Annotated in this window: 14 protein-coding genes; 2 read left to right on the top strand and 12 right to left on the bottom strand. The window is 41.3% G+C overall.

The window, feature by feature from the left end:
• Nucleotides 1-222: 222 nt before the first annotated feature.
• The 3 genes from FTU38_RS02795 to FTU38_RS02805 are packed head-to-tail and all read right to left on the bottom strand — an operon-like array spanning nt 223 to nt 3,140.
• On the bottom strand, nt 223-1,677 hold the full coding sequence (locus tag FTU38_RS02795) for an NAD(P)(+) transhydrogenase (Re/Si-specific) subunit beta (RefSeq protein WP_078191286.1): 1,455 nt from the start codon (nt 1,675-1,677) through the stop codon (nt 223-225).
• Between the two features lie 3 nt (nt 1,678-1,680).
• Complete coding sequence (locus tag FTU38_RS02800; protein WP_078191287.1) at nt 1,681-2,001, bottom strand: proton-translocating transhydrogenase family protein; 321 nt, start codon at nt 1,999-2,001, stop codon at nt 1,681-1,683.
• A gap of 11 nt (nt 2,002-2,012) precedes the next feature.
• Nucleotides 2,013-3,140: a Re/Si-specific NAD(P)(+) transhydrogenase subunit alpha gene (locus FTU38_RS02805; RefSeq protein WP_078191288.1), complete on the bottom strand. Its 1,128-nt coding sequence runs from the start codon at nt 3,138-3,140 to the stop codon at nt 2,013-2,015.
• Nucleotides 3,141-4,081: 941 nt separating this feature from the next.
• On the opposite strand from FTU38_RS02805, the gene FTU38_RS02810 reads away from it, so the two are divergent.
• Both FTU38_RS02810 and FTU38_RS02815 read left to right on the top strand, forming a co-directional pair.
• Complete coding sequence (locus FTU38_RS02810; protein ID WP_180004610.1) at nt 4,082-4,999, top strand: DMT family transporter; 918 nt, start codon at nt 4,082-4,084, stop codon at nt 4,997-4,999.
• Between the two features lie 123 nt (nt 5,000-5,122).
• A complete protein-coding gene (locus FTU38_RS02815) occupies nt 5,123-6,319 on the top strand; it encodes an MFS transporter (protein ID WP_180004611.1) in 1,197 nt (398 codons plus the stop codon).
• A gap of 54 nt (nt 6,320-6,373) precedes the next feature.
• Here FTU38_RS02815 and FTU38_RS02820 read toward each other — a convergent pair whose 3' ends face one another.
• From FTU38_RS02820 to FTU38_RS02860, 9 genes are all read right to left on the bottom strand, one after another.
• Nucleotides 6,374-7,018, bottom strand: coding sequence for a HEPN domain-containing protein (locus FTU38_RS02820; RefSeq protein ID WP_180110512.1), 645 nt, complete (start codon nt 7,016-7,018; stop codon nt 6,374-6,376).
• A 97-nt stretch (nt 7,019-7,115) separates the two neighbouring features.
• Nucleotides 7,116-7,526, bottom strand: a complete 411-nt coding sequence (locus FTU38_RS02825; RefSeq protein ID WP_180009025.1) for a hypothetical protein — start codon at nt 7,524-7,526, stop codon at nt 7,116-7,118.
• A 187-nt stretch (nt 7,527-7,713) separates the two neighbouring features.
• Entirely contained in the window at nt 7,714-9,129 is a 1,416-nt protein-coding gene (locus FTU38_RS02830; protein ID WP_180110513.1) for a methylenetetrahydrofolate reductase C-terminal domain-containing protein, read from the bottom strand.
• Between the two features lie 500 nt (nt 9,130-9,629).
• Nucleotides 9,630-10,139: a hypothetical protein gene (locus FTU38_RS02835; protein WP_180110514.1), complete on the bottom strand. Its 510-nt coding sequence runs from the start codon at nt 10,137-10,139 to the stop codon at nt 9,630-9,632.
• A complete protein-coding gene (locus tag FTU38_RS02840; protein WP_180110546.1) occupies nt 10,136-10,687 on the bottom strand; it encodes a glycoside hydrolase family protein in 552 nt (183 codons plus the stop codon). Before FTU38_RS02840 ends, FTU38_RS02835 begins: the two co-directional genes overlap by 4 nt.
• Complete coding sequence (locus FTU38_RS02845) at nt 10,671-10,928, bottom strand: holin (RefSeq protein WP_180110515.1); 258 nt, start codon at nt 10,926-10,928, stop codon at nt 10,671-10,673. Before FTU38_RS02845 ends, FTU38_RS02840 begins: the two co-directional genes overlap by 17 nt.
• 150 nt (nt 10,929-11,078) lie before the next feature.
• Entirely contained in the window at nt 11,079-11,966 is an 888-nt protein-coding gene (locus tag FTU38_RS02850) for a hypothetical protein (RefSeq protein ID WP_180110516.1), read from the bottom strand.
• Entirely contained in the window at nt 11,963-14,692 is a 2,730-nt protein-coding gene (locus FTU38_RS02855; RefSeq protein WP_180110517.1) for a phage tail protein, read from the bottom strand. The genes FTU38_RS02850 and FTU38_RS02855 overlap by 4 nt, the downstream gene beginning before the upstream one ends.
• Nucleotides 14,685-14,915 carry a hypothetical protein gene (locus FTU38_RS02860; RefSeq protein WP_180110518.1) on the bottom strand — a complete coding sequence of 77 codons (231 nt, stop codon included), beginning with the start codon at nt 14,913-14,915 and terminating at the stop codon, nt 14,685-14,687. Before FTU38_RS02860 ends, FTU38_RS02855 begins: the two co-directional genes overlap by 8 nt.
• Between the last annotated feature and the right edge of the window lie 3 nt (nt 14,916-14,918).

Raw genomic sequence — 14,918 nt, forward strand, 5'->3', positions numbered from 1 at the left:
TTTAATGGAACAAAACAGCTCATCGATCTGTACCTTGGTTTCAAAACACGCATCAATTTGATTCAAGCACCTGATGCGCTAAATATTTGTGCACTTTTAGTGTGAAGCATCAATTAATCAAAAGCGAAGAAAATAAAAGCAAAGAAAATAAAAAACCACCCGAAGGTGGTTTTAAATCTTCCTCAGTCCCGCTTTATTACAGCGGGACATTGGCAATATGGATTAATGACCGCCGCCATTAATGGCTTTTGTCATATCTTCCACAACTTTCTTCGCATCACCGAAGATCATCATCGTTTTATCGTTATAGAACAAGTCATTGTCTAAACCTGCGTAGCCTGTAGCCATAGAGCGTTTGATGACCATAATGGTACGTGCTTTATGCGCTTCAAGGATTGGCATACCGTAAATTGGAGAACTTGGATCGTCTTTTGCCGCTGGGTTCACAACGTCATTCGCACCAATCACCAGTACTACATCAGTTGCTGGGAAGTCTGAGTTGATCTCATCCATTTCAAGAATGTCTTCATATGCAACGTCAGCTTCAGCTAAAAGTACGTTCATGTGACCCGGCATACGACCTGCCACAGGGTGAATCGCAAAACGAACTTTTACACCTTGCTCTTTTAAGATTTCACACAATTCTTTCACGGCATTTTGTGCACGACCTTGCGCCATACCATAACCCGGTACGATCACCACGCTGTCCGCATTTGACATCAAGAAGCCAGCATCGTCTGCAGAACCTGAACGGTGATTACGCTGTGCTTTTTCACCATTATCCGCCGCCGCTACTGCTGTACCACCCATTGCACCACCAAACAAAACGTTGATGATTGAACGGTTCATGGCTTTACACATGATGTAAGACAGAATTGCACCCGATGAACCAACCAGTGAACCTGCAACAATCAGCATGTTGTTTTCAAGCGTGAAACCAATCCCTGCTGCTGCCCAACCTGAGAACGAGTTTAGTAACGATACCACCACTGGCATATCACCACCGCCTACTGGCGCAATCCATACCCAACCAAATGCAAGTGCAAGAACAGTCATTGCCCAGAATGCGTTCATGTTGCCTGTGGTAAAGAAGTAGATACCACACGCCAACATCGCAAGGAAAATTAAGGCTTGAACAGGTTTTACCCATCCACCTGAAATGGTTTTTGCCCATTTCTTCGCAGCCAATTTACCGTAAGCAAATACCGACGCTGTGAATGTAATCGCACCAACGAAACAGCCTACAAACAATTCAAATAAATGAACTTTGCTCATGTGGGCATGTTCTACACCCGCTGCTGTTAATACCGCTTCATTCTCCGCGAATGCCGCAGTCAATTGGTTGTTATGTAGAATCGCAGCGATCGCAATCAGTACCGCAGCCAAACCGACCAATGAGTGCATCAGTGCCACAGTTTCAGGCATTTGCGTCATTGGAACTGTTTTTGCACGTGCAATACCTACAACTGCACCCAATACCATTGCACCCACAATCATCCAAATCACCGGATGATCTGCGACAAAGAATGTGGTGATTACAGCAATCGCCATTGCGATCATGCCGTAACGGTTACCCTGAATCGCAGTTTTTGGACCAGACAAACCGCGCAACGTTAAGATAAAAAGAACGGCACCAATCAGGTAGAACCAATCCGCATATTCTTTAATGAATTCCATGGATTAACCCTCTTTTTTCTTTTGCTTAGGTTTGAACATTTCAAGCATACGTGCAGTCACCGCAAAGCCACCAAAAATGTTGATACTTGCAAGGAAAACGGCAATCGCACCTAAAATACTCACCACGTTAATGCTTTGGAACTGTACGCTTGCATCCACAATACCTGGGATACCAACGGTTTGAATCATCGCACCAACGATAATGATCGATGACAAAGCATTGGTTACAGCCATTAATGGTGTGTGTAGTGCAGGTGTTACCCCCCAAACCACGTAGTAACCAACAAAGATTGCCAAGACAAAAATAGTAATCGTTTCAACCATGATGATTCTCCTTAACCACGTTTCAGCAGCACTTGGCCGCCATGAGTGACAAGTAGTGCTTTTTGAATTTCTTCTTCAGGGTTAATCGCGAAGTTCTTTTCGCTATCAAACATGGTTTCAATGAAATTCAAAACGTTACGTGCGTAAAGTGCCGACGCTTCAGTCGAAACTGTTGAAGGAATATTTGGAATACCAAGAATTTTCACGCCATTGGCAGTCACGACATTTTCGCCGCAGACAGAACCTTCAACGTTACCGCCAGTTTCAACCGCCATATCTAGAATGATTGAGCCCGGTTTCATTTTGGCAACGGTTTCTGCTTTGATTAAACGTGGTGCGTCACGACCCGGTAATAATGCAGTCGTAATCACGATGTCAGCATTCGATACGGCTTTATCAACAATAATCGCTTGGTCGCGAATGTAGTCTTCACCCGGCATCCAGCCATAACCATTTTTCGCAGCATCAGCTGCTTTTTGTTGCTCTTCTGGTGACATTGGTACGTCTAACCATTTACCACCCAAAGATTCAACTTGGTCACGTGCTGTAGGACGTAAGTCAGTTGCTTCAACTACGGCACCTAAACGTTTTGCTGTTGCAATAGCTTGTAAGCCTGCAACACCTACGCCCATGATCACAACACGTGCAGGTTTCACTGTACCTGCTGCTGTCATCAGCATTGGGAACATACGTTGATATTCTGCCGCAGCCAAAAGCACAGATTTATAACCTGAAAGGTTGGCTTGAGATGAAAGTACGTCCATGTTTTGCGCACGAGATAAGGTCCGTGGCAAAAGTTCCAATGCAAATGCAGACACGTTTTGTGACGCAAATTGGTCAAGTTCGGTGTTGCGGTAAGGGTCAAACATCCCCACAACGGTGGTACCCGCTGTGAGTTTTTGAATTTCGTCACCTTTAGGCGCACGAACTTTCAAAATCATTTGACTACCGGTATAGGCATCATCCGTAATTTTGGCACCAACTTGTTCATAGGCACTATCGATGTAAGCAGCGTTTACCCCTGCTCCACGTTCAATAACGACGCTATGACCAGCGCTGATCAACTTCTTTACTGTTTCAGGCGTCGCAGCGACGCGATTTTCACCGACAACAGTTTCGGCTGGAATTCCGATCTGCATGAGCGTTCCTCAAGCTAATTTTTCTTAAGTAAACATCGCAATCCGCGATGTCTCCCCTCAGGATGTGTTTTTGTACAATTTTTGGATTCTAATTGAACTTTTTTAAAATACTACCCAATATTTATTTAATAAATGCCTATATTTTGAACTCATGATTCATGAAAAGAATGATGCGATATTTCATTTATTCAGTTTTATTTGTCGATTTATTACTCATTTTTATTCTACTTATAACTTTTTAATATTACTTAAGACTCAAAACATAAATAATTTAGTCGGTTTTAGCGCGTATTGTTTCAGCGCGTTGATCATTGTGACATTTTCATTCGACAACTAATGATTCGAACTTGTCGTTACAAATCGACTTAAGTCAGGTAGAGTCACTCTTTCATGCAGACTGCATCAGCTCGTTGACTCATTTGACAGTTTTGACGTGTTGACCTGCATTGAAAACTGACATTTTTCTGCCACAGTCTCGTCAAATTGGTCAGCTTGAATATCCGATGGATTTTTGCGCACGTTTCGGGTTTATTGAGATCTTGCCCTCCCCACCTGATGCTTCGCCTTAAGTCTTAGAATTGACTTTTTTAGCTAAAAAAATAATTTTTTGAATATTTAGCATCATGATATCGCTACTGACTTTCTATCCCTAAAAAACACTATTGCACCATTTGTGTGCAATTTTCACCTTAAATGTTTCAGCCTGATATATTTGACCTGCCGAGTCATGTTGAGATTAAAAAATTCAAAACCAAATTGGTCATTTCTTCCGCTGTTTTTCATGTTTGATCTAGCAATCCCTTATGCATAAAGGAATAAGTACTATTCTTTTTTTGCATTTTTACTCGCACGATGCATTTTTTATAATCAAAATGACAGTTCAAACTTATCAGAACAATGCTGTCGAATTCATTCAGTCGTCATGAGGCACACCGTCACTTATGTCAAGAAACCTTAGTCCGCACTTCATCGGTGCAATTTTTGCACTGATTGCTGCCTTCTTGTTTAGTACCAAAGCGATTTTTATTAAGCAAGCCTATGCACTTTCTCCTCTTGTCGATGCCACAGTCCTCATGGCTTTACGCATGATGAGTGCATTGCCGTTTTTCTTGGTCATTGCATGGCTGAGTCGACGTTCCTATCAAACGATTCAACGAAAAGATTGGGTGCTCTTGCTCATTTCCGGTCTAATCGGCTATTACTTTTCGAGTTGGCTCGACTTCCGTGGCTTGATGTATATCAGTGCTTCGCTTGAACGAATTATACTTTTCCTGTATCCCACATTAACTGTACTGGCTTCCGCTGTTTTATTCAAAAAGCCACTGAGTTTTAAAACCATCCTTGCCCTGATTTTAAGTTATGGCGGGACAGTGTTAGTGATGCTACAAGAACAAAGTACCACACCACATGATCAGTATTTTTGGCTCGGATGTAGTTTGGTTTTTGCCAGTGCCGTGTTATTTGCAATTTACTTATTACTCACGCCAGGCCTCATGCAAAAGTTTGGTTCTTTACACTTTACTGGTCTAGCCCTGAGCATAGCCTGCGTTGGGACGATTATTCATTTTCTATTTGCAACACCACAGCCTATCGCCTTGCTCCAACAACTCCCGAGTCAAGTCTGGCTGTATGGTTTAGCGCTAGGACTATTGGTAACCGTGCTTCCAACCATTTTGATGATGCAAAGTATCGTCCGACTTGGGGCTGCACAATCGGCCATGATTGCATCTATCGGGCCCATTTTAACGATTTTACTGGCCGTCGCTTTATTGAATGAACACTTAAACCTATGGCAATGGGTCGGTTGCGGTCTGAATATGCTGGGTGTCTTGATGATCAGTCTCAGTAAGAAATCCTAAACGCGTGCGTGGATACAATTCACAGAGAAACACTTTAAGACCTGTTTGATTTTCCTTATAGTGACCACAACAGCGTGGCAGCAAATTCTTTGCATACGCTTCCGCCCAATATCTGGACAATTTATGAAAGCCTCGATCGACATTAGCCATGATAAAACCCTGTTGTGGCTTATGGCTGCTGCATGTGGTTTATGTGCGGGTGCCAATTATTATTGCCAACCTTTAGTGGCTTCTATCCAACAGAGCTTTCAAATTCCACAATCTGAAGTTGCGCTAACCGTCACCTTTGCGCAAATTTCTTATGCTTTGGGTCTACTGTTTATTGTGCCGATTGGCGATATTGTGAATAAAGCCAAATTTATTCCATTACTCATGCTTGGTGCGACTGTCGGTTTAGCCCTCTGTGCTTTTTCGACCAATCTATACATGCTTTGGGCAGGAACCATTATCACGGGGCTATTTTCAGTGGCTGCTCAGGTCCTCATCCCTTTGGTCACTGTTGCGATACGACCTGAAAAAATTGGGGCAGTTGTTGGCTTTTTAATGAGTGGGTTATTGGTCGGCATTCTGTTATCGACCAGTCTCTCTGGCTTATTGTCCTATCTGTTTCATTGGAAATCGATTTACATCCTCAGTGCGCTCTTGATGTTGGTATTAGCACTCTTACTCAAAAAACGTCTGCCCGTGGTCAGCATCACACGGATGCCCTACAGCCAAGTTTTCCAGTCAATGGGCGCATTACTCAAACATGAGCCACGGTTAATTTTCCGTTCTCTAATTGGGGGCTGTGTCTTTGCCGCGATGAGTATGCTGTTTTCCACCATTGCCATGTTACTGACTGAGCCACCTTTTCAATTGGCCGATGTTTGGGTCGGTGTCGTGACTTTAGTTGGTGTGTTTGGTGCCCTATCAACACAATGGATTGGGCGTTGGGCGGATTTGGGTTTTAACCGAAAATTAACTTGGCTCGGTTGTAGCATCTTAGCCCTCAGTTGGGGACTGCTGTATTTGGGTGGATCATCTCTTGCTTTTTATATTTTGGGCTATGGTTTAATCAATCTAGGTTTGGCAATGGTGCATAGCTGTAATCAAAATATTATTTTCCAACTCAACCCGATTGCACGCTCTCGAATCAATTCAATTTACATGACTTTTTATTTTGTCGGTGGTGCATGTGGCTCAGCTTTGGGCGTGTTTGCATGGCATCATGGCGGCTGGACCACCACCTGTATGACAGGGATTGCCTTAGTCATTGCTGCTGGATTTTTTGTATTGATCGATCAACTTTATACTGCGCGGCAACTAAAATATCCACAATGAACTGTATGGATCATTACTCTAAAGCCACATTACTATGGCTTTATTTTTTTGAAATTAACTGACCTGCACTACAGGATAAAAGGGTTTGCCTAAATCCAAGGTTTCTGCATTTTCCAAAAGAATCACCATAAATACTGGTAAGAGTGCCGACAGTATTGTGCAGCCATCTTGAAGTTGTTTCCGATTGACCGAACTTTTATAGGTCGCGCCGCCATGAACCATTTGATTGCGTAGCGTATACATGCGATTGAACAGCACCATTAAAATATCAACGGAATCTTTTTCTTTAAGCGCGTGCAGTACTTTTTGTTTTTCATGCGCCAAGCCCTCTTTGCATGCGTCATGGCTAATTTTTTGATTTTGATAATCCCAAAATCCCTGATAAACATAGGGATTATCCAAAAACAACCGTATCGGCTGACTAAAACGTTCCCATAAAATATTGTAGATTTTATGCTCTGCATCCTTTTGGCAGATCACATATAAAAACTGCCTTAAGCTTTGCTTGTCCTGCGCAATCTGTAAGTCTTGCGCATATATTGCGTTGAAGGACACCCACAAACTTATAAATTGCAAATCGAGATCATCTTGAAGATCAATTGACTTTTTCAGCCAACTTAAACCTCGATGAATGCGTAAATTAAATTGGTCGGTATGTTCCGACTTTTTACTTTTAAATATTTCTTCAAGTAGCATCATGCCTGCTAAATTCCAATGGATAATTCGTTTATTTTTCTACCATTTGAACTTAGCGCAATTGTTTACCGGCATGCAATCAAAATATCTCTGTATTCAACTATTTGGTTTCATCTTGTGTGAGATAGGTATAACGTTCTAACAGATCATTTTCATCAAAAATCAATTCATAAGACATTTTCTTTCCATTAAAAACGGATTCGGCAGGTGTTCCTAAAAGTTCCCATAACCCCACGGTCGCCACATCTGCAGCACCATGCCAAAATGCACGTCCGACTTTACTGGCAGTCGAATAACCTTGGGTAAAAGTATAAATTTCATAGCGTTTGCCATTTTTATATTCAGAGGTGATCGGTGCGCCAAATTCAGCAATCACCAAGTTACGAGACAGCCCTTGTTGAATCATTTCGGTATTTTTCTTGTTTGGCTGCTTGCTTGCCATGACAACTGAACAGCCTGTTGTGCCTGACAATGTGAAAACTAAAGCTATTCCTAAGCAGGTCTTTTTCATCATGTGGTATTCCCCAAATTCTTCACATTTCTATTTTTAATTTTTGATTTTCATCTGCTGTTGATCTTAATTGTTTATTTCATCTTTTTCATTTTTTTATACGACTATTCGTCTGATTTTTAGAATGATTAGCGCTTGAAAGAATCACCTTTATGAAGGTTTTAGACTGAATAATGCTTTAAGTGAATTATTGTTCTGTTGGTGACGAATTCGGTGGAACAAACCAGTTTTTCCAAGAGCTACTGTGGCGAGTTTCAATTGCAACGGTAGGGATGAGCTCTTGCTTCAGCATTTTTTCTTGACCGACGGCTTTCGCCAACCGCGCTTTGACCGAGTGTATACACTCACGGTCTTCAAACTCACAGCGGTCAAGGTTGGAGCCACCACAGGGTCCATTGGCTAATCCTTTGGGACAGGTTTCAGGACAAATATATAAGGTTTCACCTAAACGACATTGTCCGCAACTTTCACAACCCACGATGCCATGTTTACTGATAAATTCTGTTTTCAGCAAGGCCGCATCAGCTTTCGGTTTTTGCCATAATTTGGCCGCAAAAATATAAGATCCCGCCCCTTTGGCCAGTTTTGAACTAAAAAATAACTCATGCATGACATGCATACTTTTATATTTCAAAACTTGTTCAACTGGAGCTTTATGGTTATTTGCGCCCGTCGGGTGGAAGTTCACATCTACACTAGAGCGCCAAAGCATTTTCCATTTTGCTAAACACTGTTCAAACGTTAATGTGGCAAATTGCAAAATTGCTTTTTGCAACTTCTCTTGCTCTTCCACTTTATGGCAAGCTGATAAATGAACCCCTGCATAGCCCAAATGCTGACACATTAAAATTTGTAAAGCGCAGCGTGCATAGACATTTTGTTCAGCTTGTATGGCGTCAGTTTGCTGTTCTTGTTGCAAAAAATTTAATACATCTGCTGAAAGCACGATGCCTGCGACTTTTTGCTTGGCCATAAAGCGGGCACGGGCAAATGTCAGCGGCATGACACAAGCCAATACAGGCACACGTGGATAATATTGCTGCATATAGCGTTGGTAACTGCTCAACACATCCATGTCAAAGCCCAACTGTGTAATCACATAGTCAGCGCCAGCTTGAATTTTTTTATTCAGTTTAAAATACTGCGCATCCTTTTCTGCTTCTGCATATTTAAAAGGATTAAATGCTACCCCTAAATAAAACCCGCCATAGTCTTTGGCTGCCATGACTTGATTGACCGACTCTAAATAACGGCTCCGTAGAGTCGGATCATTTGCCCCATCCTGATGCTGCTTGAGTTTATCACCACTGAGCAAAAGTAAATTCTCTACCCCGTGCTGCTGAGCAGCATTTAGAAAAGTCTGAAAATCTGAGATATCTCGGCCTTTCCCCAAATAATGCAGAATTTTTTCAATGCTTTGAGGGTAGTCTTGCATTGCTTCTAAAGGAGCAATATCCGTGTCACTTTGTACTCGGTCAGCCAATGTCATGCACACAGGAAAGCCTGCAAATGTCGTTGGGACCAGATGCGTTTTTTGCGTCGTTAGATATTCAAACGAGATACAAAACTGGCGTTGCAATAGATATTGGGAAAATAAAGACATAAAGGCAGGCAGTTAAATCTGCTGAGAAACCATACTATAAAGTTTATAAAATTATAGATTAATCACATAAAAATTTAAATTACTTAAGCCACACTTCCGACTTTTTCTAGCCTGACCTTGAATATGTCACGCTAGCAAGACCATGCCCCAAACCACAATTTATGCTAATATTGCGCGCGTCTTGAAATGCGGTTTTTTTCATCGTATTTCAGACTGCTTTTGGTATTTCTTCACCCTTTCCATTTCGTTCTTCCATCTTGTTCTTTTAAGGCGTGTTTTTTTAATGACTGATCTCCAACCCATTGAAAATAAACTTCAACCACGAATTAGTGTTGCACCCATGATGGATTGGCAGTAAATAAATAATAATTTTAACTTATTCAATAATTTACAAATAATATAAAAATCAATAGTTGCAAAATAGTTGCAATAAAACAAAAAAGATGCCCTCAGCCCGAAGACCAAGGGCATATATAAAATTGGACCACTTAAGAGGACAACTAATCTGGCCAAGCATCACTTAATCGTTTTGCATCAGCTGCGTGTTCATCAGCTCGCTGCGCCACTGTTCGATATTCACTGACGCATTTTTCGAGTATGTCACCGTTGGCACTGGCGTACTCAATGATGGTTTCTCTGGTAGCTGTGGACATACGATCTGTGGCTGTATTGATTTGCTTTGACAAGCGCTCAACAGCGGACTTAGCACTATTACTATCAGTAATGATTTCTTGAAGTTTTGCATTATGGGTTATCTCCGCATTTAATAGCTTTTCAGACCATTTCTTTTCTAATGCTATCGCTTCAGCTTTAGCCTTTTCAGTTAGTGCTTCAGCTTTAGCAACATCCGTTTGATACTTCGATTCAAGCAATGCGTAATCATCTTTTAAAGCGGACACACGCCACGACTGAATACCTAGCCCAACAAGAGAAAGTAATAAAAAAACCGCCATTACAATAATGACGGCCTCATAAAATTTTGCGATGAATGCCTGAACTAAGTCTTTCATAATGCCCCCACACATTTTTGATGACGTTCTAATTGTCTAGCCCAAACACCTGAACAGCGCTTGTTGCCTGGTGTACTACAGTCAAATCCACCTGAATACTTATATTTCAGTAATGAATCACAGGCTGCTTTGTATTTACCCTGTTTTAAATTGCGCAGCATTGATGAATTGGACCAATTGCCCATACCAAACTGATACACAAAATCTGTGTAAGCATCATATTCATGTTGATAAAGAGGGATATTTAAAACTGTTTTATTAAAGCGCTGTGCTTCTTTATCCATGTGTTTTCGTAAAAAGACCATCCCCTGCTCTCGCGTTACAGCAGGATCAGTCATTTTGACTTTCGTCCCGTTGGGATAGACTGTTGTTCCAAAAGCAATGGTCGGAACATCATTCTTTGTCGGAATAATTGGCTTAGCTATGAAGCCTTCTTTTTGTGCAGTCGAAAGCACTTGTGTTTCGCTTGGTCCATATATAAAAAAACCGCCTGTTAATGCGGCTGCTATTGTTGAACCTGCAACAAATAATCTAGTCTTGTCCTGCATCGCATTGCCCCCGCAATCTTTTGACCTGTAAACGATGAATTTCTTTTTCACGATGATTCCGTTGCCACGAAAAATACAAATTGATCAGCAAGCCAAGGATTGCTATACCAAGTGACAACCATCCGATCCAGTTAATCCCCATAAAAAAAGCTGCGAAAGATGCAGCTCCACCAATTCCCGATGCTTTAGATCCGATTGCAGCTGCAGATGCTTCGGCTACAACGGTTGTAGTTTCAGACATGATTTCTCCAGATTTTATGTCTAACTATATTGACTATTGATAAGTTGCTCAGAGACTTCATTTAACTTTTTCCAAAGCTGCGCGCTTGGCTCATTCACAACTGTCCCCTAAATTTTGGCAATAAAAAAACACCCGAAGGTGCAATAATGATTAACGCATCGTCTTTCTTACAATTTCTCTTAACAATTCTTTGCCCGTGTCATTGAGAAGCCTTCCAATTCTTGTGTAAGCAAACCCTGCAAACGCGACATTTGCGGGGGATGGAACATTATTTCGATTAATCACACCTTCCTTTAAAATAGCCCCAACAACAGTTGATTCCCTTCTGGCGATAATTTGCGCATTATTTGCCGGCGAAACTAACCCGGACATATAGTATGATGATTCACGTATGACAAGTGCTGATTGTGCTGTGTTGAATGGCGAGCTTAAAATTGTGTTTGCTAAAATATCTACATTTGACCCGCTGGAATCTGAAAAATTTGCACCAATGCCCAGGTTTGGCATTTTCGGAGTTGAGGCTGTATAAGCAGCTATTAAAACCGGGGTTCCTGCGTTAAATTTTTCAACCAACTTCAGAACACCTGCTGCAGTGCCAGATTGCGTATAATCCAAGTGCGAAGCAATAATTATTTTCGCATCAGCGGGGATGTTATCGATTTCGTTCCATGTTTTCGTGTAAACAGCTTCTCCAATTTCTGCAATAATCCCGCTCAGCATAGACATAGTGTCTAAATCATTAGTACTCGCTGATGCGATTAAATAAATCCCCCTGTACGGGCTTGTTTTTTTAGCCTGAATCTCAAAGCACTCTGTAAAAACTTCTTGCTCACCCAAAAAACAGCTCAACATATAGAAGTATGTTTGATTTTCAACAACATCAGAGTCTTCATAAAACAAAGAGCCGTCAGTAACTTCTACTAACGGCTGCGGGCGTGTGCTTACATCAAATGCTTGCTGTTTTTTGTAAATCCGGACACCTTCAATGATGACATTATCATCCGTCCAGCTCGTCCGAATTTTTACACTTGCTGTCATAGCTTAATTACCTCGAAAGTCACGTTTTGCGGTGCAATCAGATTTGAAATTCGCACTGTATGATCAAACGCATTGATACATTCATAGCCATCACGTACTGTTTTTAGACTGATATGCAAAGACCTAATGCCGTTCTGCATGTTTGCCTCTTCCAGCGTAAACGTATTCGTTCCAGTTGCATTAACACTATGCGTTACAAGCACTACATCATCGATATCAAGCTCAGCCACTGTTAGCAAAGTCTGTGTATTCGGCTCAAGCGTAATACTCGATTCAAAATAACCGAGTGGCACACCACCGGTCTGCTGTAAACGATTGCGATCCGACCAGGTGAGTTGTAGCCCGCCTTCTATATACAGCGGCATAAATGCATTATTGATTTTGACGTTGGCCGGTGGGTATGGACGAATTGCTCTTGCTGAACAAGTCAAGCTATGTATAGTAGCTTCGCTCAATTCAAGTACATCAGATCCGGTCAGCGTCAGTGCTTTAAGTGATAAAACCTCGCCACTCAAATATTCAATATCATCAATCCCTGAATAGTTATCCCAACCAAATATTTTTGAACCTGTAACATGTTTTTGTGGCACCGTGTCAAAACAACCTCGTTTCACAGTCAGCATATTTGTTGCTGCATCAAAACTCACAAATGCCATGATTTCGTCATTTACTTGGATTCGATGATTTATTTCAAGTAACTCAAACTCAGCAACACTTTGAAGTTCAAAACTCGAATCAATATATCCAATGTCATTTTTCAGAGAAGCGCTAGGACAAAAATCTAAAGTTGTTCTTTCGTCATACCCTGCACCCGCATCAACATATAAACTTGCATTAACATGCTGGTTATTTGGACGAATTGCTGCCATACCGACATAGCCAAGATCTGGATAATTCGAAAGTTTTGAATCAACTTCATCCTGCCCATACTGCTCAACAAGCTCAATATATGGCACTTCGAAAGCAATCGCCTCAGCATCTTGCGCAGTGCTATCAGCCCCACTCACTGGCGGTACGTATTCAATAACAGACTGCATTGGGCTGCTAAAGGAATCTTCAATCGCTTCGACATAAACCGTATTATTTATGCCATCCCCACGTTTAATTGTTCGAATACGCATCACTGCTTCAGATAGACCATAACTTGAATCTGACAGCTTAAACGGCATACCCTCATGCCATGATTCTGAGAAACGTTCATCTACATCAAATGATACTGATGCCAAAGTACTGGAAAGTGTTTTCAAATCACGTAAAGCAATACGCCCAGCAATATTGCTATTGGTGAATCCCTTATAGTCGATAGACTGAGAAATAACCCCACCTTGTTGTGCAATCCTCGCGATATCTTGAACAGTGACTGTGGAATCTTTTGCACGTTCACGGTCATAATAAGTCACCGTAACTGCATTCACACATTCAGCTAAAGTACGACGTTCGAAGTCAAGATTACGAATATTGCTTTCATCTAAAGAAATTAGATCATTAAGATCATAATCATCACGAATTAAATAAAGCTTCCACTTGTTTGTCGTACGATCCAAATAAAGCTGTGCATTGATATGCTCTTTAATGTTATCAATGAACTCATTGATCGATGTTGAATCCGTCCATTTAATAGAGATTCCCATTTCTTCACGGAATAGAATATCAGCAGCATTTCTAAAAGAAACATCATCAATACTTGATTCAGAAACACCTATTCCCCAAATCTGATTCGTTAGGCATTCACGAATAATATGGGCAGGATTAAGATCCGCCTCACTGTAAAAAATAGAGTTCAGAGCAGCTGAAATGCCATCGGCATCTACGACCTGAACAGGATTACCTGTGTTATCGAATTCATTCAAACTTCCAACAGTTCCCATTCCTAGGCCCACAAATTTGGCTCTGGAAAATGCTGTTGCAATCATCGATTTAGCTTCCGAGACAGAACTCATTTCGCCATCAGACAATGTGATGACCTGCCCATTTTTATAGTTACCATTAAAAAAGGTATTGATATTGCCATACGCAGAGGTTGCTGATGTGCCACCTGATGCAACCAGGCTATTTACAAAGCTTTGAGCTGCAGTAATATCAGCTGAAGTTGCCTGTCTATAAATACGAACACCGGAGTTGATTGCCTGTACCATCACATCAATTTTCTGATCAGCAAGCTTGGATAAAATATTATTCACACCAGCTTTCATATTTGACATGTTTGCAGCTGACATTGATCCTGAATCATCAAGAATGAATGCTATTTTCGCAAGATCTGCAACTGATACCGTTCCAATTTCTGCTTTACTGTCATACCACTGCTTAATACCATCATGACGAGTATGAATCCGTTTCACTCGCCATTTAGAGTCAGGCATGCTTGGACTGGTGCCAATGTAAACATTATCAAAAACGACAGAACACACCCCACGATATGCAGAAATAAGTCCGCCAAATGCATTTGAAATCTTTGCACAAATTCTTTGTAAAGTACTGCTTTTCTGTTGATTAGCATGCCCGAACAAGAGTTCAATATTGCCTTGAACACCACCCTGCTGTTCGTCACCACCAAACAGACTTGGCTTATTAATATAAATTGTTTTATTCGTGCCTTGCTCTACCTGATAAGCGTCTTTTTCCTGAAATGAAATCTTAGTGATTGCATCAATCGGGCCATGACATAAAACAAAATGGCCACTGGCAAAGTATTTGTAGCCAATCGTTTGCTTTTTCTTTTTAGCCATCTTCTTTAGCCCTCATAATCACTTGCTGCGCCATCGCATCATGGCCAAATAATTCTTCAAAACGCGCTATTGGCATTCCGTTATCAAAAAAATCTTTTATTTCAGCGTTGGTTAAACCTTGATTCAAAAAAAAGCGTCTTGCTTTGATCGTACACATGCTGCAAGCACGTATATGATGGACAAAAATAAAGCCCGCTTTGTGCGGGCTATTTTGTGATTCCATGAC

This window comes from Acinetobacter sp. YH12098 (genome assembly GCF_013419235.1).
GTDB lineage: Bacteria > Pseudomonadota > Gammaproteobacteria > Pseudomonadales > Moraxellaceae > Acinetobacter > Acinetobacter amyesii.